The sequence below is a fragment of the Corynebacterium sp. HMSC075D04 genome, assembly GCF_001815635.1.
In the GTDB taxonomy this organism is placed as follows: domain Bacteria; phylum Actinomycetota; class Actinomycetes; order Mycobacteriales; family Mycobacteriaceae; genus Corynebacterium; species Corynebacterium coyleae.
On record NZ_KV821352.1, the window covers coordinates 127,882 to 150,782 of the forward strand.

Below are 22,901 nucleotides of genomic sequence, written 5' to 3' on the forward strand. Positions count from 1 at the left end.
GTGGGACACGATCGCCGCGCTAGCCCCCGGCGCGGCCGAACCGATCACAACCATGAATTGCGACGAAAGGACAGAACCATGAACGACAGGCACGCCCACTCCGGCATCGGACCCGGTGGGCACGCCAGCCATCATGAGCATGACGCTCACGAGGCCCATGCAGGACACGGTGGTCACGACCACGCAGGACACGCAGGACACGCAGGACACGGAGACCACGTTGCCCAGTTCCGCAGGCTCTTCTGGATCATGCTGGTTCTCGCGATCCCGGTCGTCGGATTTAACGAAACCTTCGCCCATCTCATCGGCTACCAGCTGCCTGACGCGGAATGGGTCCGGTGGATCTCGCCGCTTTTGGGCACGGTCATTTATTTCTGGGGAGGTCGCCCGTTCTTGACGGGTGCTGTCTCAGAGATCCGCTCCCGCAAACCCGGCATGATGCTGCTGATCGCCCTCGCGATCACGGTCGCCTTCGTCTCCTCTTGGGGTGCGAGCCTGAACTTGCTAGACCGCGGGCTGAATTTCTGGTGGGAACTGGCGCTGCTGGTGGTCATCATGCTGCTGGGGCACTGGATCGAGATGCGCTCCCTCGCCCAGACCACCTCGGCCCTGGACTCGCTCGCCGCTCTTCTGCCCGACGAGGCCGAGAAGATCGACGGCGACGAAGTGGTGAAGGTCACCCCGGCGGATCTTGAGGTCGGCGATGTCGTGATCGTGCGACCCGGCGCGTCCGTGCCTGCTGACGGCACAATTGTCGACGGCAGCGCCAGCATGGACGAGTCGATGGTCACCGGTGAATCAAAAACGGTGCGCCGCGGTGAAGGCGAGCACGTGGTCGCTGGCACCATCGCGACAGACTCGGGCCTGCGCATCAAGGTCACGGCCACGGGTGACGACACCGCGTTGGCCGGCATTCAAAAGCTCGTCACCGATGCGCAAGAATCGTCATCGCGGGCGCAGCGCCTCGCAGACAAGGCCGCCGCGTGGTTGTTCTGGTTCACCCTCGGCGCCGCCATTCTGACCGCCGTGGTCTGGACCGTCGTCGGTGTGTCAAATGAAGCGGTAGTGCGCACTATCACGGTGCTCGTCATCGCCTGCCCCCACGCCCTAGGCCTTGCGATCCCGCTGGTCGTCTCGATCGCGACCGAGCGCGCCGCCCGTGGCGGGGTGCTGATCAAGGATCGGCTCGCGCTCGAATCGATGCGCACCGTCGACGCAGTACTGTTCGACAAGACTGGCACCCTCACCAAAGGTGAGCCCACCGTCACCGCGATCGAACCCGCCGGCGGGCGTGATAAAGAAGACGTGCTTGCCCTGGCAGCGGCCGCCGAAGCAGACAGCGAACACCCGCTCGCCCGCGCCATCACCGGGGCTGCTCAGGCCCGTGGCGTAGCCGTCCCGCAGGCAATCGACTTTTCTTCGTCCCCAGCAGTGGGCGTGAAGGCAACTGTTGACGGTGAGGTAATCGAGGTCGGTGGCCCCTACCTGCTTGAGCAGCATTCCGCCGGGGAGCTCCCGGTCGCCGACGAGTGGCGAAAGGAGGGCGCGATCATTCTCCACGTCCTCGCCGACGGCGAGGTGATCGGAGCACTCCGGCTTGCCGACGAAATCCGCCCCGAATCCCGCGACGCCGTCGACGCACTGCACTCTGCGGGCGCCCAAGTCGTCATGATCACCGGCGATGCGCAGGCCGTCGCGGACACCGTAGCCAGGGACCTGGGCATTGACCGGGTCTTCGCAGGTGTGCGTCCCGAGCACAAGGCCGCGAAAGTCAAGGAACTACAAGCCGAGGGCCACAGGGTCGCGATGGTCGGTGACGGTGTCAACGACGCCCCCGCGCTGGCCCAGGCCGATGTCGGCATCGCGATCGGTGCCGGCACAGACGTGGCCATCGGCTCGGCGGGTGTCGTCCTGGCAAGCTCCGACCCGCGGTCGGTGCTTTCGGTCATCGAGCTCTCCCGTGCGACCTACCGGAAGATGAAGCAGAACCTGTGGTGGGCGGCCGGCTACAACCTGCTGTCCGTTCCGCTGGCTGCCGGTATCCTTGCACCAATCGGGTTCGTGATGCCGATGAGCGTCGGCGCAATCCTGATGTCGGCCTCAACCGTCGTCGTGGCTCTGAATGCGCAGCTGCTCCGCCGCCTCGATCTCACCCCACAGAGCAGCACCGACCGGATACTTAACCGGTCCAAGTGACCCGACACCGTGCACACCATCCAGGAGACCAATGATGAACACCCCCACCCCCGCTTCCGGGAACTCGGCCAACCACGGCTACATCAGCGAGAAAGACCGCTACCTCGCTCGGCTCAAACGCATCGAGGGGCAGACCCGCGGTATTCACCGCATGATCGACGAAAACGCCTACTGCATTGACATCCTCACCCAGATCAGTGCGGTCAACGCGGCGCTGAAGGGCGTAGCACTGGGTTTGCTGGACGACCACTTGAAGCACTGTGTAGCCGATGCGATCAGCGACGGGCAGGAAGCCGACGCCAAGATCGAAGAAGCGTCAGCAGCTATCGCTCGACTGGTGAAATCCTAGACAACCGTGGGAGGACTCGTGCGTCTGTTGCGGGTCCCTACTCAGCGAGAGGTGAAACGTCGGTCCACCCCGATGGAGGCTGCACATAACATCCGGCGGAGCGTAATACTTCAACTGCCTTTGCGGGGTCCCGCCGGATAACTGCCTCAGTTTGCATTTCAATGAATCGTCTACGCCCCTCCTCCACGCGTTCCTCCCACCCCGGCATTGGTTGTGCATCGAATTCTCTAACAACTAACTCCACAACGTCCTCCACCGTGACGCGGAACTGCGGGTCACCGAGGGGAAAGTGAATATTCTGCTGCTGCGCCGCAGCCTCGTAGCGGCCGCTTCTTGCTAGGAGTAACCCCAACGGTACGGATTCCGCGTGAAACTGAAAATGGCTCGGGGGTTTGTTTCTGGCTTCGCGGTCGAACTCGAAGCGAACAATTGGTACGAAACGTTGTGTCGCCTTAAATTCGACCTTTATCGAGCTTTTTTCAACCGCAACCCCACTCCTGGAATTGCTTGGCCGTAGCCGGAAGTCGACAGCTAGGTGTAAACGGTTGCTTCCCGATCTGCCTATGGCGAGTTCCTTCGAGATTTTGAACCACGAGCGAAAGGTCTCTTTGGAGGTTTCGAAAGTCTCTAGCGCGGTGGTACCTACTAATGTGTTTTCGAGCAGATCCTGTATTTCACCAACGAACGTCGTTGCGTGTTCTATCCAGGCGTGCTCAGACAAAACATCTACCCGTTGAGCATCCACGACAACGCTTCGTAACGTTCTAACAGGCGTTCTTCTTCAAACTTCAGGGCACCGGCCTCGCGAAGCCGACGCAAGACATCGACGTTGTACGGTTGCATCTCTTCTTCGATGTTGGCCAATTCCCGGATGATCTCGTCGTTCGAGAGCATCCGGGTAACCGGAGTCGACATTTGCCCCTCCTTCTGCGTAGATACCTTGGACATCGATCCCCTGGATCAGTACTAGCGATCGTAGCGCAAGACCTTCATTCTTAAACGTCATACCGCAGTACGACGCGGCTGCACGCGGCGGCAAGTAGCGTGGACGGCCATGAACTTTTCCACTACCCGCGCAGTGCGGATCCGCAATGCGAGCATGGCAGCGTTCATGCTGGTCCCCTGCCTAGTTGGGCTGCTGCCGGATTCGCGACAGTTGGTCGTCGGGCTCGCACTGCTGGCCTGCGCCGTTGCGGCCCCGTTTACCCGCTGGCGCTGGCCACTGGAAACGTTCGCTGCGATCCTTACGGTGCTCATTCCCGCGGCGTTCTGCAACTCGCTCCCCGTCGGCACAATCGCCGTGGCGCCGTTCGCCGCGTACGTCGCCAGGCGCCACCTGCCTGCCCCGCACCGCGACTTCGCCACGGCTGCACTGTTGCTTGGCGACGCCGCAGCCACCGCGTTCATCATCCCCGCGCTCACCGCGCTCGAGCCTGCCGAGCGACTCCCCTACGTCTTCTGGAGCATCATTCTGCTGACCGTGGCGCTGCTGTTCGGCGAGCTGCGCCACCGTGCCGAGGAGACCGCAGAGAAGGATCTGGCCCGACAGCGTGAGCAGTTCGAGCGCGATGCCCAGGAGCAGCGCGCCCACCTCGCGCGAGAGATCCACGACATTGTCACCCACTCGCTGACCGTCATCGTCGCACAGGCCGACGGCGCACGCTTTGCCGCCACCCCGGAGGCGAAGGACGAGGCGCTGCGCACCATCGGCAGCGTTGGCCGCGACTCGCTGCGCCAGATGCGCGGCGTGGTGGAGCTGCTCCGCGACCCTGAACAGCGCCCCCTTGAACCAACAACGCAACTGGACATCGACGGCCTGGTCGCCACCAGCCGCGCGGGCGGGCTTAACGTCGCATACACCGCCGAGGGCACCCCTCCCGAGCACCTGGCCCCGGCCACCGCGCTTACCGTCCAGCGCATCGTGCAGGAGTCCCTGACCAACGCCATGAAGCACGGCACCGGCCACGCCGAGCTCGCGGTGCGCTGGGGCGCAGATAACGTCGTGGTAGAAATGACGAACCCGGTCGCTCCCGGCGCGACCACTCGTCCGGGCCACGGAGTGGAGGGCATGCGGCAGCGCGCGGCGCTTTCCGGCGGCACGGTGACCGCATCCGCCACCCCCGCCGGCACCTGGACCACAACGGCAAGGATCCCGCTGAACTCATGATCACTCTCGGACTCGCAGACGACCAAGCGTTGTTTCTCCACGGCATCCGCAACGTGCTGGACTCCCAGCCGGACATGGAGGTCCGCTGGCTTGCCGCGAACGGCGAGGAGGCAGTGCAGGCGTGCGACAGCGATCCGGCGGGCATTGTGCTTATGGACGTGCAAATGCCCGTCCTCGACGGCATCGCCGCCACCCGGTGTATCACCCAGCACCATCCGGACACCAAGGTGATCGTGCTGACCACGTTCGACGACGAGGACTACGTGCTCGGCGGGATTGGCGCGGGCGCGAGCGGGTTCCTGCTCAAGGACGCGGAACCGGAGGCGCTGCTGGACGCGATCCGCACGGTTGCAGGCGGTGACGCGGTGATTTCGCCGAGGGCGACGAACCGGATCGTCGCAAAGCTTGCTGCTCCGACAGAGGATGCGGTGGCCTTATCTCCCGCCGACCGGTTGGCGCTGGGCGAGCTGACCGAACGCGAGCGCGAGGTGCTTGTCGCGATTGCCCGGGGCTGGAGCAACGGCGAGATCGCTCAGCGTATGTTCATCTCCATGCCCACGGTGAAAACCCACGTGGGCCGGGTGCTGGCGAAGACGCAGTCGCGCGACCGGGTGCACGCGGCACTTTTCGCGTACCGGACCGGGTTGGTCTCGCGCGCGGACCTGCTGGATTCCTAAGCCGCGTCATACCTGGGTATCACACGCAAAATCGTGCCCCGCGCCGACGCGGAAGGCCCGTGCCATGCGCGAACCTTGAACGCATGGAAACACCGATGATTCAGACCCACGGTCTGACCAAAACCTACGGAAACACAGACGTCGTCCACAACCTAGACCTCAAGGTCGCTCCCGGCGTCGTGCACGGTTTGCTCGGGCCGAACGGCTCCGGCAAATCCACCACGATGAAGCTGCTGCTCGGCCTCATCGCCCCCACGCATGGCGACATCAGCGTGCTCGGACACCCCATGACGCGAGCGAACCGCGCGCATGTCCTTGCCGGTGTCGGCTCGCTCATCGAAGCCCCCGCCGCTTACCCACACCTCACGGGTGGTGAAAACATGCGTATTGTCGCGCGTCTGCTCGGCGCCGATCCCGAAGCGGTGCGCCGCGCGGTGTCGCTGGTGCGCCTCGAGAGCCAGATGGACAAGCTGGTGAAAAACTATTCGCTGGGTATGAAGCAGCGCCTCGGCATCGCGATGGCACTCGCACGCGACCCACAATTACTTATTCTCGACGAGCCCACCAACGGCCTCGACCCCGCCGGCATCGAGGAAATCCGCGAACTCATCATCAGCCTCGCACGCGACCAAGGCCGCACGGTGCTGGTGTCGAGCCACCTGTTGTCCGAAATTGAGAAGATGGCGACCGACCTGACCATCATCAATCACGGCAAGCTCGTGTTTCAGGGCTCCCAAGACGAGCTGTACAGCGCGCAGTTGCCGGATGTGTTCATCCAGACGCCTGAGGTTGCAACCGCAGTTTCGGTCCTTCGCGCACTGCAACCGAAACGGGTCGAGGGTGGTGTGGAGCTTTCCGGGCTTGACGACGACCACCTCGCCGATACCATCGCCCTTTTGGTTGCACACGGCGTGCCACTCCACCAGGTCCTGCGAAAACGGCGCAGCCTCGAGGACATCTTCATCGGCTTGACCAACGACGAGGTGGCAAGCGCATGATGGTGGAATTTGCCAAACTCAAACGCACCAAAATCGTGTGGCTGAGCCTGCTCATGACGGTGGGGATCGTCCTATTCGCCAACATGAGTCTCTTCGCAGGCGACAACGCCGCCGCATTCCAGGCCAACCCAGATACCGCATGGGCGGGACATCTCATCGGAATCGCCATGGCGCTGGCGTTTCTGACCCCGTTGCAGTTGGCGCTGGTGGCCAGCCGCATCGTGGATACGGAGCACGTCAACGGCGGGTGGCGGCTCAACGCCATCGCAGGAACTCGGCCCGGGGCGCTGCTTCTTCGAAAGTTTGGTGTTGCGACGGTGGTAGTTGTCGTCGCGAAGTGTATTGAGTTCGCTGGGGCCGTAGCGCTGCCTGTCGCGATGGGCGCGCCTGCACCGCATGGATCCATGCCGGCCACTTGGCTGCGCTTCGGCCTCGGTGTCGCGGGCACCACGCTTGCACTCCTCGCTGTGATGCTGTTGCTCGCCGCGCTTGTCGAGTCGCAACTTGTCGTGCTCGCAGTCGGGGTCGTCGGCGGGTTCTTCGGAATCGCATCACTGCTGTCCCCGCCGTGGCTGGCTGCAGTCAACCCCTTCGGGTACATCGCTGTGATCCTTCCGTTCGGCTTCACTGAAGCAGGGGTTACCCCGTCGCAGCCCGGCTGGGTGCTGTGGAGCGGCTACCTCGTCCTCGCCGTAGCGGTCTTGGTCGCCGGTACCAAAGCCCTGGATCGAAAGGAAATCTAGACCATGGACCTAATCCTTAACGACCTGCTCAAGTTTCGACGCTCCCACGTCTGGGCGGTCGCGTTTCTCGTCCCCGTAGTTGCCGTCGCGATCGGCGCCGGCAACTACGCCGCGAACACCGGCACCCTGACCGCCGGTTGGGGCAGCTACTTCTCGCAAGTCATGCTGTTTTATGGGTTGCTGTTCTGCACTGCTGGCATCGCGATCCTCGCCGCAGCCGCCTGGCGTGTCGAGCACCGCGGGCACAACTGGCTCACCATGCTCACCTCGACGCGTTCGGTGAGCAACCTGGTGGCGTCGAAAATCGCCGCGATCGCGGTTACTGTCGCAGCGATGCACGCTGTTCTCATCGGCCTCACGTTGTTCGTCGGTTGGGCGTTGGGGATTCCCGGTGCAGTGCCAGGCGAGCTCCTCGTCGCAGCGTTATTGGCTCTAGCCCCAGCCGTCGCGGTGGCGTCGTGGCAGTCGCTACTGTCCATGATCATCCGCAGCTTTGCCGCCCCTATCGGCATTGCGGTGGTGGCAAGTCTCATATCGTTTGGCGCACTCGCGGCTGGGGTGCCTGGCGTGCGGTTCATCGTGGCGCCTGCGTTGTTGTCGCACACGCTGTGGCTGGGCAGTTCCGCCGTCGCCGCCGCTGGAGCGCTCGACACTGGCACCGTTACAGGCGTTCTCGCCGCCTCCGCAGCGTTGACCGTGGCTGGCTGGGCGGTTGCTGTGGCCTACCTACGGCGTACCGACGCGCGGATCTAGGCACCGGGTACGCTCACCAGCCATGGCCGCCAAAAGTGAGTTTTATGAAATCGATACCGGTGTCGCGGAGGTGCTCCACGAGCCGGACGGGTCGATGGTGTTGCTGGTCAACGGGGTGCCCAGTTCCCATATCGTGTCGGGTGATCCGCAGCGCCTCGACTTTGAGTACATGCGCTGGATGGCGGACTTTTTGGATACCCACTACCCCGACGAGGCGAAGCCGAAGTCGCGGCTGACGCACCTGGGCGGCGGCGCGTGCACGCTGGCGCGCTACTTTGCCAGCGCGTGGAAGGGCTCGCGCAACACGGTGGTGGAGATCGATTCCGAACTGGCGGTGCTCGCACGCGAACTTTTTGACATCCCGCGTGCCCCGGCCGTGAAGATTCGTGTCGACGACGCCCGCGACGTCACCGACGCCTTCAAGCCCGCCACCCGCGACGTGATCATCCGAGACGTGTTCTCGTCGGCCACCACGCCGCGGAATCTGACGACGGTGGAGTTCTATGCGGCGGTGAGGTCGTCGATAAGCGATCGCGGCTTTTACCTCGCCAACTGCGGCTCCCACGCCGACCTGAAGGAGGCGAAAGAGGAACTCGCCGGCATGCTGGAAGTATTCCCGCACGTTGCGGCGATCGCCGACCCGCCGATGTTCAAGGGGCGCCGCTACGGCAACATCGTGCTCGTCGGCGCCAACCACCCGATCGAAGCCGGCGACGTGCTCACCCGCGAGCTGCTCAAAGGCGCAGTGCCAGCGCAGTTCAAGGGGCTTGCGTGGGCGCGCCGCTTTGCGACGACCCCACGCCACGACGAGCCATAAACTCCTTCACCACCGCCACCATGTCGGTCGCCTTCATATCGGGCAGATAGCAGTCCACCACGGCCAAACCAATCGACGCGAGCGCCATCTCGTCGTCGTACGCCAAATTCCAACTGGTGTGCGTCGGGTGGAACTTGTGCTTCGACGCAGCCAGCGAGCGAAACCCGTACAGCGGCTCGATCTGCGCTCCGGTCTTATCCAGCACGATCTCCAAGAACGAGGTTGGCGCATCCGTGCGTGCAAGCGGCGCCCCCGAAAGCGACACCCACTCGAGCCCCTCGCTCCCGGCGATGACGGCCGCCTCGGCAAGCAGGAATTCGATCACCGGCCTGAATCCCTCGGCGTCGCGGCGCATGAAGTCGAGCGTATAGCCCGCAAGCTTGCCGTGCTCGTACACCGGCAGCCAGCTCGTCACACCGTGGAGGCGACCTTCTTCATCAACGGCGAGGAGCAGTTTGGTGGCGTCGTCGTCAAGTTCATCGAGCCCGCCGAGCGTAAACCCCATCTCCGGCAACGCCTTGTCTGCCACCCACTGCTCCGACAGCGCGGCAATGCGCTCGCGCATCTCAAGCGTGCACTCGCGCCAGGTCGTCCATACCGGGCGAACGCCTTCCTTAGCCGCCCTGTTGCGCGCGGTGCGGATGTTTTGAAACTTCTTGCCCTTGAACTCGAGATTATCGGTGTGCAACAACGATTCTTCTGCGACGTGGACCGTCCGGAAGCCAGGCCGGTGGAACGTCTCCGGCACCGAATACCACGCCACGCGCCACCCTTGATCCGCAGCGAAATGCTCAAATGCGTCGGCGACTGTCGTCTCGTCCGCCCCCTCAGCCACGACAGGCGAACCCACCGTCACGGCAACATTGTGCGACACACGGTACGCGACGTATCCGCTGTCGCCTGCGAAAAAGTAACGGTTGCCATCCCACAGCCCCATCCACGCAAGATGATCACCTGTCCCGGATTCGAGCATGCGCCGTGCCCTCTCGCGCTCCTCCTGCATCGGTGCAGACGGCGCTGAAGAAAGCACACGAAACAGCATCCACAGCAACGCACCCCAGAACACCACGCCAACCCATTCGGAGAGCACCCACGCCGCCGGAGCATTCGGCACAATCTGATGTCCCAACTGCACGGCCACTGCAGGGGGCATAAAACGTGCAGGAAGCTCCGCAACGACACTGCTTAGGGTGACATCCCCGATGAATCCGTCGCGCAAGATAAGGGCGCCGGTCACCCACGCGGTTGTCGTCGATAAGAGCACTGCGATACCTGGAACAAGCATCGGACGCAGGTTCGACCCAACGCGGAACTTCGCCCGCTGAGCAATCAACACCGCCAGCATGAGCACCCACGGCAACACCACCAAACCGGCGTTCACGGTGGTCAGCGCGTCGCTGCGCACGTCGAGCACCTGCGCCACCACAACCACCAACGACGCCGCACACAACACCGGCGCACCCCACCACGCCAGCCGCCGGCCGCGACGCAGCCCAAGCGCAAGCACCACCGCAAGCACCACCGGCACCAAATTGAGCAACAGCGGCCCCAACCCACTTTGCTGGTTAATGGCCATCGCCTCCCGGCAGGCAAGCGAGGAAGAATCCACACAACGCTCCTGAACCTCGCGCGCGGCCACCGCAGGCTCCCACATCAAGAGGCTTTCCGCCGCAAAAGGACCCTGCGCCGCAGGGTTGAGCGCAGTCAGCACGGGCCCGACCGATACAGCAAGGAGTAACACTGCGACGAGGACACGCGACTCCCGCAGCGTCGGTCGCGCCGCCGTGAACTGACGCGCTCCGGCGAGCACGCCACAGACAAGGCCCACCACAACTGCTGTAAACGCAGCAACAGAGGTCAGCGTTCCCGAATACAACACAAGCGTGCCGGTCAGCGCCACAAGCACGAGACGGACCCTGCGACGCCACAACACACCCATCGACGCAGAGGCGAACGCAAGCGGCCCAATCATCCACGGCAACGGGGTGAGGTAAGTCTCGTTAACCAAGTCGGCGCCCCACCTGTTAAACCCTGCCTGCTCAACCATCGCGCCGAGCACACACGCCAACGGAAACACCAGCGCATGCGACGCGGCTGCCGCGACAACGAACCTGCGTGAACCCAAGACACGCTCTGCGGGAACGGCGAAGCACACCGCGGCGAGCGTGGCATAGATTGCCTGGGCGACATTTGGCGTTGACAAGCCCGCCGTGATCAGGTGCCACAAATGCACATCGGCGGGAAGGTCGTAACCCAGATGCGCCCGCCACGGAAACAGCGCCCACATGAAGGCGACAAGGATCAGCGTCACTGGGACGTGTTTCATTTCAGTCCTCCCCGGTGGGCGACGAATTCGAAGTTTTCGCGCAGCGCTACCCGCCACACTTGGTAACTATGTGCCCCGGGCAGTTCGGTGTAGGTGGTGTCCATCCCCGCCGCGCGGGCAAGATCGTTCAGGTGAGGCAGCGCGGTGCTTGCCATCTTGTCACTCTCTCCTGCGACGAACCGGCCCGCAATGCCGCGGTAAGTATCGGTCCCCTTCGCGTTTGCGAGCAGGTCGGCGGGGTTGATCGCTTTGAAGGCGTCTTCATCGCCGCCGAAGAGCTCGTTCACCGTCTTGTCGTGGTTGCCAAGGGATGGTTCGGGCTCCCCGGAGAAATCCAGAAACGACCCGTACGCCTCAGGGCTGTTAGTCACGACTTTTAGCGAGCAGGTCCCGCCGTAACTCAGTCCCCCGATCGTCCACGTCGACTGGTCAGGATTGACGCGGAACGTGTCTTTCAATAGCGCAGGAATATCGCTGGAAAGGTAGGTGTGCATGGCAGCGTCCGGCCCGTCGACGCATGCGGGGTTGCCCGTCGCGGAGCCTGTCGCATCAACACTGACGACGATCGGAGAAACCCCTCCGTGCTCCTGCTGGTACGCATCGGCGGTTTCTGCCGCCTGCCCGTCCGTGAACCACCCCATTGGGGATCCTGGACTTCCCGACATCAGCACCAGCACCGGTAGTGTGGCGCCGTGCCAATACGCGGGCGGCACGTAGACGACTGCATCCCGTTCAGGTGGGGCGGGCACCGTGACAAGGGCTCCTACTTCCCGGCCGTGCAGTTGTGGGGCGGTGTCTGTGCGTTCGAACTGCTCTAGGCTCATCGCTACGGTCACGCGCACGGGGTGGAACGATCCAAGCGTTGGGTACTGCTGGTACTGCAAGTTGGTGCCCAAGAATGCGAAAACTACCGCTGGCACCGCAACAACGGCCAAGAGCAGCCGCCGCCGACCGACTATCGCCGCAACTACTGCGAAGACGCCCACCGCCCACGACGCGTAGACGCGCAGCGGAATGCTATCGGGGAACGGTTTCGGCCACACGGTCAGCGCAAATACCACAACGCCCATGAGCGCAGCAGCCCCGAGCACTGCCCACCTCAAGCGGCGACGGCCAACGAGCACGGCGACAAAAATTACGCATACCGCCAGCGCGACGTAGATGACGACAGCAGCTGTGCCGCCAACCACCGGGATCGATCGAAGTGTTTCCACGGTGAGTATGTTTACTCCCTATGGCGCTTGCGTCCTATATCCCGAGGTTCCTTCCGGATCCATCCACAGTATCTTCCCAGCCACACGTCGTTGTCGCGTTGCACGGCACGCTCGGAGAACCTTTTGCGTTCCGCAAACTTGCACGTGAGTTGGAGCGCAGAGGGGTTGGTCTCCTCGCGCCTGCTTTTGGCCGAAGGGGCACATTGCTTCTCGACGACTGCGCCGCCGAAATCGCCCACACCATCACATCGTTGCCCGAAACGGCCAGACGCGTCGATATCGTCGGGCACTCCTACGGCGGGCTCGTCGGCCTTCGGGCGCTGGCCGTGCCGGAGGTTCGTAAGCGCGTCCACACGTTGGTCGGTCTCGGCGCGTGTTGGCGCGGCACTGACAGCGGATGGTGGCCCAGGTGGCTGGTGCGCCGGGTGATCGGGGAATCCTTCGTCGGGCTCGAGGAGCACGACACGCAGCCGGTAGTTCCCCCGAACGTTGAGGTCGTCTCGATTGTCTCGGATGCGGACCGGGTGGTGCCGGCGTCGTCGTCAAGCTTGGGGCGCGTGGTGCACCTCCACGGGGTTGCGCACAACAGGCTTCCGGCCCAAACAGGGCCGATCATGCGCGCCCTGGGCTGTTAGTGCTTCAGCGCGTTATCCAGCAAGATCAGCAGATCGCCGATTTGGTAGTTGCCGACCATCATGTTGCGTAGGTCGTCGATAGGCAGCTCGCCTTGGCCCGCGAGCTGCTGGACCAAGCGCGCGATGTTGTTCGCATCCGTCAGATCAAAGCCTGCGACACGTGCGGCGTCGATGAACTGCTGCACACCAAGACCACCCGCGGCCAGTGCAAGGACTGCGACAACCAACTTCGTGCTGTCCTGCTCAAGCACCTTTAACTCGCCGGAATCAGGCGCCTGGAAACGCTCCAACACGCCACCAGCAGCGTTCAGGTTGCCTGCGGCGAACTGGTTCAACTGGCCAGACGTGCCGTTGAACAGGTTCATATCCACCGGAGTATTAATGCCGACGACGCGACCGGAATCGCTGCGCTGCCAAAACGACAACTTGTCCCAACCACCAACCGGCGCCGGGGGCTGATTCTGGTACGCGGCAAGCCACAGCGGGTAGGACGTGAACGCAGAGGTGTCGTTCATGTGCTCGTACCAGAAGTAGCGGTACGTGTAGATCATCGGCTTTTTGCCCGTCTGCGCCTGCACCTCAGACAGGAAGCGCTGCGTCCACGCCGCAAGCTGGACCGGGCCGAGGCCCTCGTCGACCTCAAGGTCGAGCACCGGCGGCAACTGCGTTGCCGGGCCCTGGTTGATCACGGAGGCGAAGTAACGCGCCTGCGTGACAGGGTCCTCGGCGGGGCGCGCGTAGTGGTAGGCGCCGACCTTCAGGCCGGCGTCGGCAGCGGCTTTGGCGTCCTCGTCGTAGAACTCGTTCTTCCAGCCCTCGCCCTCAGATGCCTTGACGAAGGCGAAGTCCTGGCCGCCGATCGTGCCCACCGAGCGCCAGTCGATGGCCGCACCGCCCGGACGCTGGTGGCCCGCGACGTCGACGCCAGAGATCAACCCAGGGATCGACTGGGCGTCGGCCTGACCAAGCGGGGTGACGGTCGTGGCAAAAAGCAGAGCGGCTGCTGCGGCCGCTGCGGAACGGATTCGGCGTGACATCTGCATGCGGGCAACACTAGTGCACCCAAATCACACAAATCACATGCGACACGCGCGTTGCCGGTTAGAGCGCGCCAGCTGCCCGCGCCTTTTCCACCACGTCCGGGATCGCGTTGAGGAACGCCTCCACGTCCTGCGCAGTGTTCGTACGCCCGACCGTCACGCGCAACGCCCCCATCGCCTCACGCTCGCTGTAGCCCATCGCCTCGAGCACATGGCTCATGCGCAGCACGCCACTGGCGCACGCCGAGCCCGCCGACACCGAAATACCCTGCACGTCCAGCAACATGATCAACGCGTCCGCGTTCGCGCCGGGGAACATGAAGTGCGCGTGCCCCGGCAGCGCGGGCTCTTGCGTTGCGACGACCACCCCATCCACACGTTGCCTCACCCCCTCAATGAGCGCATCCCGCAGGCGCTCAATCTCGGTATGTTCTGCGATCGCCTCCTCGAGCGCCACCGCCGTGGCGGCGGCCGATGCGACGTCGACGGTGCCGGAGCGGATCCCGCGCTCCTGCCCCCCGCCCAGAATCACCGGCTTCGGCGCGGGCGAACGTTTCGCTAGCAAAATGCCGGTGCCGCGCGGGCCGCCAAACTTGTGAGCGCTGGCCGCAAGCGTGGTCGCGCCAAGCGCGTGAAAACCCACCGGCACGTGACCTACGGCCTGCACGGCGTCGACATGCACCGGTGTGCCGGCGGCGGTGGCGCGCTCAATCGCTTCACCCACCGGTTGGATCGCGCCAGTTTCGTTGTTCGCCCACATCATCGTCGCAACCGCCGCCGGCGTATCCAGCGCACTCAAGTCCGTCACGTGCCCGTCGCGACCCACCGGCAGCCACTCCACATCCGCCCCAGTCTGGCCCAGAGACTTGACTACCTCGAGCACGGCGGGGTGCTCGATCGGCGTGGCAACCACCCGATCCAGCTCGGATGCATCAAACAGCCCACGCACCCCAATGTTGTTTGCCTCTGTGCCCGAGCCGGTAAACACCACCTCGACGGGGTCGGCGCCGAGGGCGCCCGCGATGCGCTCGCGGGCGTCGGCAAGCACAGCGTTCGCCTTGCGCCCCGCGGCGTGTTGGCTTCCCGCGTTGAGGGCGCCTGCGTGTTCCACCCACGCGTCGATCGCACTTTGGCGCATCGGAGTTGTAGCAGCGTGATCGAAATAGACCATGCGCCCAAGGTTAGGCGTGCACGCGCGGCCCGCACACATGCGCCACCGCCTGATCCCCAATCCGCGCGATCACCACCGCCATCTGTGCCTTGCCGCGCAGCTTCAATTTCTTGCGCAACTGGTCCGGGTCCACATCCACGCCGCGCACGAGGATCTCCACGCTGCCAGCACCGTGGGAGGCGAGCACCTTCTTCAGGGCACGCAGCGGCACCGCTTCGAGGAAGGGAAAGCCACTGTAGCCTGCTGGGATCTGCTCGCCGGTCAGATACGCGATGTGCTCATCGAGCATGCTCAGCCCGTGACGCGCGGCCCACCCGCGCACCAGTCCCGCACGCACCACTGCCCCGTCCGGGTCGATGATGTAGCGCTGTGGTGCGGTGGTCTCCACGGTGTCGTCGTCAAGATCTGTGACACGCTCCTCGCCATCTCGCAGGACCACCGCTTCTCGACGAACCCCTCCCGCCAACCCCGGCGTATACAAACACGCCTCTTTGACGCCGCCGTCGACGGACACCACGCTGACCAGCCCATCCCACCCCGAATAGTCGATGCCCGGCGCGCACTTCACTGCCATCTCGCGGCCGGCCTGCGCATCGAGCAAATCCGGCAGCGGCGGAAGCAACTGCGCCGGGTCGGTAATGCGACGTCCTCCGGCGCGGCGCGCGGGATCAGCGACGACCACCCCGTCAGACGTCACCGGCCTGAGCGCATCCGCCTGCGCCAGCCACGCCTCCTGCCCCAGGTTGTGCCGCGCCATGATCAGCCGAGACATATCCAGGTCGCTGCCCATCCACGCGATGCCACGTTGACGAAACGCAGGCGCCTCCGAGCCGACAGAGCACGTCACATCGTGCACCATCTGCGCCCCCGCCTCGGCGAGTCGCGTGGCACGTACCCCCGCCACGCGCGCCGGAGTGGCCTGCTGCGCGGCATCGGCGTCAGTGAGCCAATCAGCGGGAAACTTGCCTGCCGCGGCGCGCCGGGCGGCGATAAGCGCGCTGACGGCTCGGGCGTAGTCGCCAAAGTGTTGGTCCAACACCGCACGGTCGGCGAACACACTCTTTTTGGTCAGGGCGATCTCGGGCTCGACTGCGGAGATCGCGTCAGCGTTCGCTGCGAGGAACCGTGCCTCTGCGACGCTAAATGTCATAGCGTTTTCCAATCCGGTCTACTGGTCGGAACGTGAAGAACTCTTCGTATCGCGCATCGTCGACCGGGTCACCGATCACGGGAGCGAGGCTTGCTCCTTCCGCGGCGTGCAGGACGTCGTCGACAGTGTCGAAACGGCGCAATTCGTTCAATTGGGCCCACGTCGAAGGGGCAAGGCGCACCAATCCATGCCGCCAGCCGTCGAGGATCAACTGTGGTGGGAACCAGTTCGCATCGTCTGCCTCCCACGTATCCGAATCCGGCTCTTGGCCCTCCGGGTTGGCAGCAACAAACGTAAACGTGTCAAACCAGTTGCCACTTTCAGACACCCCGACCCAGCGCGCCACCGGCTTGAGCAGGTCCGCGCACACGTTGAGGTTGCTCTCCTGCAACACGTCAGTCAGGGAAAGCTCGTGAGATTCGAGCCGGAGGCGGTGGTTGTGGAAGGGGCGGGCGTCGTCGAGAAGCGTGCCGTCATCGTCAACCGCAAGCAGCGTGCCAGTCTCCTCGAACAGCTCGCGCACCGCCGCGAACAACACCGCGTGAGCCTTGTATTTGGTCACCCCGAGCTGGCGAGCAAGCGAAATCGCGGAACGCCCAAGCCACAACTCGCCATCGTCCCAGGCACGCGGCGGGAAATCACGCGAATCCACCCCGCCGCCCGGAAACACCGTCAACCCCGGGTAATTCGGCATGGACAGGACACGCTCCTGCACCCACACCTCAATCCCCTCGGCGCTATTACGTAGCAGAATTACCGTCGCAGATAAACGCGCACCGAAAAACCCGCTCTTCTCGCTCGGGTCAATCGAATCGGCCTCGTCGTGCGACAACACGGCCTCGTTGCGCTTCTTCTCCGTCGGCATTGCTCCCACCCCGGCGGTCTACGCCCGGTGCGCACCCCTGCGGGCTGAACGGGCGCGGCGTGCGAAGAAACGCCCGTCAGCGCGCGTCACTTCGATCGGCTGGTGGTAGGCGCGCGAGACGTTCTCGGACGTCAGCACGTCATCGATGAGGCCTTGGGCGACAATCTCGCCTTCGTCCAGCAGCATCGCGTGGGTAAACCCGTCCGGGATCTCCTCCAGGTGGTGGGTGATCATGACGATCGCCGGCGCATCCGGGTCCATCGCCAGATCCCCCAGGTAGGCCAGGAGGTCCTCACGGCCGCCCAAGTCCATGCCGGCGGCGGGCTCGTCGAGAATGAGCAGCTCCGGGTTGGTCATCACGGCACGCGCAACGAGCACGCGCTTCTTCTCGCCGTCAGACAGGGTGCCCCAGCGACGGTCGATCAGGTGCATCGCGCCGACTTGCTCAAGTACTTCGAGGGCTTGGTCGTAATCCATCTCGTCGTAGTCCTCGCGCCAACGCCCCAAAATGGCGTAACCAGCGGAGACCACGAGGTCGCCGACCTTCTCGTCCTCCGGCACACGGTTCGCCACCGCGGAGGACGTCACACCGATCGCGGCACGCAAGTCGCGCATATCGGTGGCGCCGACGCGCTCGCCGAGAATGAACACGTGGCCTGCCGATGGGAATTCCTGCGCCGACGCCATCCGGATCAAGGTGGTTTTGCCGGCGCCGTTCGGCCCGATGACCACCCACCTCTCGTCGAGCTCGACCTGCCAATCGACAGGGCCGACGAGCGTGTGTCCGCCACGAATGAAGGACACGTTGCGCATGTCGATGAGCAGGTCCGGATCTGTCACCAATTCCTCTGTCTGATTCACGTCCCCCATCTTGGCCTATTTCGGCCCGCGTGTGTGGTTGCCCCGCGCTACCCTGGCGGGTGAATCAATGGTCGCTCGGAAGGTTTTGATGATGGTTGCTCGCTTCGGCATCGACGACGTCCGCCCCCAGGTCTCTGGGCGCACGTTGCCGTCGAAGGCGGTTGTTGGTGAGGTCGTGCCGGTTTCCGCGTTGGTGTGGCGCGAGGGCCACGATGCGATTGCTGCGACGCTGGTACTTGTCGCGCCGTCGGGTGCGCAGTACGAGGTGCCGATGCACGCCGAGTTTTATCGGCCGGATTATTGCCATGCGGTGTTTGTGCCGGACGAGCAAGGTCTGTGGCGCTATCGGGTGGATGCGTGGAGCGACGTCATGGCCACGTGGCGCAACGCGGTGGAAAAGAAGCTCGCCGCCGGCCAGTCGTTAGCGGAGTTGGCCAACGATATTGCGCATGGCGTGGAATTGTTCGACGCCGCGATTGCTCAGCATTCCTCCCCGGTGCTTGCCTCCGCGCGCGCATCGCTTATCGACGACACCCTGCCCCTTTCCCAACGCATCACCCCCGGGTGTTCCCAGGAGGTGCAAGACGTGCTCGCCGAACACCCCCTGCGTGAATTGGTCACCCGCGGGCCCGTCGCCGATATCCTTGTGGAGCGTCGCGAGGCACTCGTGAACTCCTGGTACGAACTGTTTCCGCGCTCCACCGGCGGTGTGGATAAAAAGGGCAACCCGATCCACGGCACCTGGGCCACCACCGCGGCGCAATTGGACCGAGTGGCGGCGATGGGATTCGACACCGTCTATTTCCCGCCCATCCACCCGATTGGCGAGGTCAACCGCAAAGGCCGCAACAACACCCTCACCCCCGAAGACGGCGACGTCGGCTCCCCGTGGGCCATCGGGTCTAAATACGGCGGCCACGACGCCTTCGACCCAAACCTGGGCGGCGAGGACGAATTTTTGGACATGATGGACCACGCCAACGAGTTGGGTCTGGAGATCGCCCTCGACTTCGCCCTGCAGGCTGCGCCCGATCACCCGTGGGCGAAAGAGCACCCGGAGTTTTTCACCGTGCTCGCCGACGGCACCATCGCGTACGCCGAAAACCCGCCAAAGAAATACCAGGACATCTACCCGCTGAACTTCGACAACGCGCCCGAGGCCCTCTACGCCGAGATCTACCGGGTGCTCATGTACTGGGTCAACCTCGGCGTGACCACCTTCCGTGTAGACAATCCCCACACGAAGCCGGTGAACTTCTGGCACTGGCTCATTTCCAAGGTCCACGAAACCGACCCGGACGTCATCTTCCTCGCCGAGGCGTTTACCCGCCCGCCGCGCATGTACGGGCTGTCCAAGGCTGGGTTTAGCCAGTCGTACACCCACTTCACCTGGAAGGTGACCAAGGCGGAGTTGACCGACTTCGCCCAACTGCTTGTCGACGTCGCCGACGTCTCCCGCCCCAACCTCTTCGTCAACACCCCCGACATCCTGCACGCCACCCTGCAGACCGGTGGCCCGGCAGCGTTTGCCCTGCGCGCCACACTCGCTGCCACCATGAGCCCTTTGTGGGGCGTGTACTCCGGCTACGAACTCTACGAAAACCGCCCCGTCGCCGCCGGCAGCGAGGAATACCACGACAGCGAAAAATACCAACTGCGCCATCGCGACTTCGACGCTGCTCTCAAGCAAGGCAAATCCCTCGAGCCGTACCTGACGCTGCTCAACCAGATCCGTCGCGACAACCCCGCCCTGCAGCAACTGCGCCAAATCCGCTTCCACCGCATCGACAACGACAACCTCATCGCCTACTCCAAGGTCGATGCGATTTCCGGCAACGCGGTGTTGGTCGTCGTCAATCTGGACCCCACCGGCACCCAAGAAGGCCTGCTGCACATCGACGCCGACGCCATCGGACTGAGCCCCGGCACCTTCGACGTCCACGACCAGATCACCAACGAGCGCTACACGTGGACAACCGCCGAAACCGGCAACTACATCAAACTCTCGCCCGAGAAGAACGTCGCCCACGTGGTGCGTTTGCCCGAGGTTGCGCCGGATCGTCGAGAAGCACTCGCGTACCGTCAGATCTCAGACCACGACTACCGCCCCTAAGGACCACCATGAACACCAACCTGCTCATCCCGGACGGGGACCGCCAACGCCTCCTCGCCTGCACCCACAACGCACCCCACGACATCTACGGCTGGCACCCCCACGGCGACGGATCCATCATCCGCACCCGCTTCATCGGTGCCGAACGCGTCGAACTGCTCATCCACAACGCGTCCCAACCCATGCAGCCGCTTGGCGACGACATCTGGGCCACCACCCTCGACGTCGCCCACACCCCCGACTACCGCTACCGCATCACCTACCCCGGTGCAGCCCCCATCATCGTCGCCGACGCCTACAACTTCCTACCCACCCTCGGCTCCCTCGACATCCACCTCATCAACGAAGGCCGCCACGAACGTCTCTGGGACGTCCTCGGCGCGAACGTCCGCACCTACGAAACCACCCTCGGCGTCGTCACCGGCACCTCATTTGCCGTCTGGGCACCCAACGCCACCGGCGTAGCCGTCATCGGTGACTTCTGCTCCTGGAACCCCAGCCAGTACCCCATGCGCAGCCTCGGCGTCTCCGGCGTCTGGGAAATTTTCATCCCCGGCATCGGCGACGGCGACGCTTACAAATTCGCCATCCACACCGCCGACGGCACACGCATCGACAAAGCCGACCCGCTGGCTAAACGCACGTTGACTCCGCCGGAGACGGTCTCGGTCGTCGCAAAGCCAAGCGAATTCGAATGGAGCGACCACGACTGGATCACCGCCCGTGCCGGACGCGACGCCACCAACTCCGCTATGAGCATCTACGAATGCCACATCGGCTCCTGGAAACAAGGCGCAACCTACGCCACACTTACCGACGAACTCGTGCCCTACCTCGTCGAAAACGGCTACACCCACGTCGAATTCCTCCCCGTCGCCGAACACCCCTTCGGCGGCTCCTGGGGATACCAAGTCACCGGCTACTACGCCCCCACCGCACGCTGGGGAAGCCCCGACGACTTCCGCCGTCTCGTCGACACACTGCACGCCAACGGCATCGGCGTCATCGTCGACTGGGTGCCCGCCCACTTCCCCAAAGACGACTTCGCCCTCGCACGCTTCGACGGCACACCCCTCTACGAACACCCCGACTGGCGACGCGGCGAACAACGCGACTGGGGCACCTACGTGTTCAACTTCGGCCGACGCGAAGTCCGCAACTTCCTCGTCGCCAACGCCCTCTACTGGTTCGAAGAATTCCACCTCGACGGCATCCGAGTCGACGCCGTCGCCTCCATGCTCTACCTCGACTACTCCCGCGAACCCGGCGAATGGCTCCCCAACCAACACGGCGGCCGCGAACACTGGGAAGCCGTCCAATTCCTCCAAGAAATGAACGCCACCGTCCACCGCGAACACCCCGGCGTGCTCACCATCGCCGAAGAATCCACCGCATGGCCAGGCGTGACCGCCCAAACCGACGCCGACGGCCTCGGATTCTCCATGAAGTGGAACATGGGTTGGATGAACGACACCCTCGAATACTTCTCACTCGACCCCGTCCACCGCTCCCACCACCACAACGAAATCACCTTCTCGCTCGTCTACGCCTTCTCCGAACGCTACGTCCTACCGTTCAGCCACGACGAAGTCGTCCACGGCAAAGGCTCCCTGTGGCAGCGCATGCCTGGCGACGACTGGAACAAAGCCGCGGGCTTACGCGCCCTTTACGGCTACATGTACTCCCACCCCGGCAAACCACTCATGTTCATGGGCTGCGAATGGGGCCAAACCACCGAATGGGACGAAGCCCACTCCATCAACTGGGACGACCTGCACCGCGACTACCACGCCGGCATCAAACGCCTCGTACGCGACCTCAACCTGGTCTACCGCGACACCCCCGCCCTGTACTCCCAAGACAACACCCCCATGGGCTTCCAGTGGATCAAGGGCGACGACGCCTCAAACAACGTCCTCGCCTACATCCGCTGGGGCGTCGACGCCACCCCAGTCCTCGCCGTGATTAACCTCTCCGGCGTCTCCTTGCCCAGCTACCGCCTCGGCCTGCCCGAAGCAGGCGCATGGGACATGCTGATCAACACCGACGAATCAGTCTACGGCGGTGCCGGCAACGACCTGCCACGCAGCGTGCACACCGACGCCACCGAGTGGGACCGGTTCGACCAGTCCATTGAGCTGCACTTACCTGCAATGAGCGTGCAGTACTACGTCCTCCGGCGCTAAGAGCCGAAGAGTTGGTCCATTGCCCCGCGGTTGGTGTTTTTCACCAGGTAGCCGCGGGGTGAGATCCATACTGGCGCACCCCGCACCATGACGATCCGGCCCCGTTTCTTACGCCACGGGTCATCATCATTGACCCGGTTGTGATACCTGCATAGCGGCGCAAGGTTGCCAATATTGGTCTCCCCACCATGCCGCCACGCCTCCACGTGATGCAGCTCGCAGTTGTCTGCTCCGTGACGACAGCCAGGAAACGCACACACCGGGGAGACCAGCTTGGCCAGATCACGCTGCTTCTGATTCGCCAAACGCTGCGTGCGGTACAAATTCACCGCACCGGCCTGCGGATGAAAGGCCGCCACCTCAAGCGCATCACCGAACTGGGCGGCGAGAAACTGCGCACCAGTCATGGTGGTGCCATCAGTCATGGCCAAGAGCACATCATCACCATTGCCATCCAGGATGCGTACGTAATCCGGCAGCGGCACCAACACCGTCGGGCGAGGTGCTGCAGTAGCCACCTTGCCCTCGCCGAAGAAGATGCCAATGAGGTTCTCCGCAATCTGAGCTGCTGCAGGACGCTCCGTATCAATACCTAACCGCCCAGCGTGCTCCATGTCGGAGATCTCACGCTCGTCATAGG

At 63.8% G+C, this 22,901-nt stretch carries 21 protein-coding genes; 11 read left to right on the forward strand and 10 right to left on the reverse strand.

The features are described 5' to 3' along the window. The first annotated feature begins 78 nt into the window (after positions 1–78). Together HMPREF3048_RS07765 and HMPREF3048_RS07770 are read left to right on the forward strand one after the other, a co-directional pair. The gene (locus HMPREF3048_RS07765) at positions 79–2,196 is read left to right on the forward strand and encodes a heavy metal translocating P-type ATPase (RefSeq protein ID WP_083316821.1); all 2,118 of its coding nucleotides are present in this window, start codon (positions 79–81) and stop codon (positions 2,194–2,196) included. Positions 2,197–2,230: 34 nt separating this feature from the next. Then, positions 2,231–2,545 (forward strand): metal-sensitive transcriptional regulator, encoded by a 315-nt coding sequence (locus HMPREF3048_RS07770; protein WP_070423030.1) that lies wholly within the window; start codon positions 2,231–2,233, stop codon positions 2,543–2,545. A gap of 37 nt (positions 2,546–2,582) precedes the next feature. Here HMPREF3048_RS07770 and HMPREF3048_RS07775 read toward each other — a convergent pair whose 3' ends face one another. Then, positions 2,583–3,290: a hypothetical protein gene (locus HMPREF3048_RS07775; protein ID WP_070423002.1), complete on the reverse strand. Its 708-nt coding sequence runs from the start codon at positions 3,288–3,290 to the stop codon at positions 2,583–2,585. After that, complete coding sequence (locus tag HMPREF3048_RS07780) at positions 3,272–3,460, reverse strand: hypothetical protein (protein ID WP_070423003.1); 189 nt, start codon at positions 3,458–3,460, stop codon at positions 3,272–3,274. Before HMPREF3048_RS07780 ends, HMPREF3048_RS07775 begins: the two co-directional genes overlap by 19 nt. 139 nt (positions 3,461–3,599) lie before the next feature. Here HMPREF3048_RS07780 and HMPREF3048_RS07785 point away from each other — a divergent pair, with 139 nt between their 5' ends. From HMPREF3048_RS07785 to HMPREF3048_RS07810, 6 genes are all read left to right on the forward strand, one after another. Next, positions 3,600–4,712 (forward strand): sensor histidine kinase, encoded by a 1,113-nt coding sequence (locus tag HMPREF3048_RS07785; RefSeq protein ID WP_070771772.1) that lies wholly within the window; start codon positions 3,600–3,602, stop codon positions 4,710–4,712. Then, positions 4,709–5,389, forward strand: a complete 681-nt coding sequence (locus tag HMPREF3048_RS07790) for a response regulator (RefSeq protein ID WP_070771773.1) — start codon at positions 4,709–4,711, stop codon at positions 5,387–5,389. The genes HMPREF3048_RS07785 and HMPREF3048_RS07790 overlap by 4 nt, the downstream gene beginning before the upstream one ends. Before the next feature lie 83 nt (positions 5,390–5,472). Then, positions 5,473–6,387 (forward strand): ABC transporter ATP-binding protein, encoded by a 915-nt coding sequence (locus HMPREF3048_RS07795; RefSeq protein WP_070771774.1) that lies wholly within the window; start codon positions 5,473–5,475, stop codon positions 6,385–6,387. Next, entirely contained in the window at positions 6,384–7,130 is a 747-nt protein-coding gene (locus HMPREF3048_RS07800) for an ABC transporter permease (RefSeq protein WP_070771775.1), read from the forward strand. The genes HMPREF3048_RS07795 and HMPREF3048_RS07800 overlap by 4 nt, the downstream gene beginning before the upstream one ends. Positions 7,131–7,133: 3 nt before the next feature. Then, positions 7,134–7,883 carry an ABC transporter permease gene (locus HMPREF3048_RS07805; protein WP_070771776.1) on the forward strand — a complete coding sequence of 250 codons (750 nt, stop codon included), beginning with the start codon at positions 7,134–7,136 and terminating at the stop codon, positions 7,881–7,883. Between the two features lie 22 nt (positions 7,884–7,905). Further along, positions 7,906–8,700, forward strand: a complete 795-nt coding sequence (locus HMPREF3048_RS07810) for a spermidine synthase (RefSeq protein WP_070771777.1) — start codon at positions 7,906–7,908, stop codon at positions 8,698–8,700. Here the strand turns inward: HMPREF3048_RS07810 and HMPREF3048_RS07815 are convergent. Next, entirely contained in the window at positions 8,642–11,026 is a 2,385-nt protein-coding gene (locus HMPREF3048_RS07815) for a bifunctional lysylphosphatidylglycerol flippase/synthetase MprF (protein ID WP_070771778.1), read from the reverse strand. The genes HMPREF3048_RS07810 and HMPREF3048_RS07815 overlap by 59 nt on opposite strands. Further along, positions 11,023–12,240 (reverse strand): alpha/beta hydrolase, encoded by a 1,218-nt coding sequence (locus tag HMPREF3048_RS07820; protein ID WP_070771779.1) that lies wholly within the window; start codon positions 12,238–12,240, stop codon positions 11,023–11,025. Before HMPREF3048_RS07820 ends, HMPREF3048_RS07815 begins: the two co-directional genes overlap by 4 nt. 20 nt (positions 12,241–12,260) lie before the next feature. Here HMPREF3048_RS07820 and HMPREF3048_RS07825 point away from each other — a divergent pair, with 20 nt between their 5' ends. Next, positions 12,261–12,875: an esterase/lipase family protein gene (locus tag HMPREF3048_RS07825; RefSeq protein ID WP_083316825.1), complete on the forward strand. Its 615-nt coding sequence runs from the start codon at positions 12,261–12,263 to the stop codon at positions 12,873–12,875. Here HMPREF3048_RS07825 and HMPREF3048_RS07830 read toward each other — a convergent pair. Genes HMPREF3048_RS07830 through HMPREF3048_RS07850 form a run of 5 tightly spaced genes read right to left on the reverse strand, consistent with a single transcriptional unit; the run spans position 12,872 to position 17,914 of the window. Further along, positions 12,872–13,918 (reverse strand): glycoside hydrolase family 25 protein, encoded by a 1,047-nt coding sequence (locus HMPREF3048_RS07830; protein WP_070484319.1) that lies wholly within the window; start codon positions 13,916–13,918, stop codon positions 12,872–12,874. The two genes, HMPREF3048_RS07825 and HMPREF3048_RS07830, sit on opposite strands and share 4 nt — an antisense overlap. Before the next feature lie 58 nt (positions 13,919–13,976). Next, positions 13,977–15,086, reverse strand: a complete 1,110-nt coding sequence (locus HMPREF3048_RS07835; RefSeq protein WP_070771780.1) for a cysteine desulfurase family protein — start codon at positions 15,084–15,086, stop codon at positions 13,977–13,979. 10 nt (positions 15,087–15,096) lie between these two features. Next, a complete protein-coding gene (locus HMPREF3048_RS07840; protein WP_070771781.1) occupies positions 15,097–16,236 on the reverse strand; it encodes a THUMP-like domain-containing protein in 1,140 nt (379 codons plus the stop codon). Then, positions 16,226–17,101 (reverse strand): NUDIX hydrolase, encoded by an 876-nt coding sequence (locus HMPREF3048_RS07845; RefSeq protein ID WP_070771782.1) that lies wholly within the window; start codon positions 17,099–17,101, stop codon positions 16,226–16,228. The genes HMPREF3048_RS07840 and HMPREF3048_RS07845 overlap by 11 nt, the downstream gene beginning before the upstream one ends. An 18-nt stretch (positions 17,102–17,119) precedes the next feature. Next, the gene (locus tag HMPREF3048_RS07850; protein WP_371326166.1) at positions 17,120–17,914 is read right to left on the reverse strand and encodes an ABC transporter ATP-binding protein; all 795 of its coding nucleotides are present in this window, start codon (positions 17,912–17,914) and stop codon (positions 17,120–17,122) included. 139 nt (positions 17,915–18,053) lie between these two features. Between HMPREF3048_RS07850 and HMPREF3048_RS07855 the strand changes: the two genes are divergently transcribed. Both HMPREF3048_RS07855 and glgB read left to right on the forward strand, forming a co-directional pair. Further along, positions 18,054–20,075, forward strand: a complete 2,022-nt coding sequence (locus tag HMPREF3048_RS07855) for a maltotransferase domain-containing protein (RefSeq protein ID WP_070771784.1) — start codon at positions 18,054–18,056, stop codon at positions 20,073–20,075. A gap of 8 nt (positions 20,076–20,083) precedes the next feature. After that, positions 20,084–22,261 carry a 1,4-alpha-glucan branching protein GlgB gene (gene glgB, locus HMPREF3048_RS07860; protein ID WP_210398426.1) on the forward strand — a complete coding sequence of 726 codons (2,178 nt, stop codon included), beginning with the start codon at positions 20,084–20,086 and terminating at the stop codon, positions 22,259–22,261. Here the strand turns inward: glgB and HMPREF3048_RS07865 are convergent. After that, positions 22,258–22,901 (reverse strand): HNH endonuclease signature motif containing protein (locus HMPREF3048_RS07865; RefSeq protein ID WP_141758883.1); only part of this gene is annotated, 644 nt, incomplete at its 5' end. The two genes, glgB and HMPREF3048_RS07865, sit on opposite strands and share 4 nt — an antisense overlap.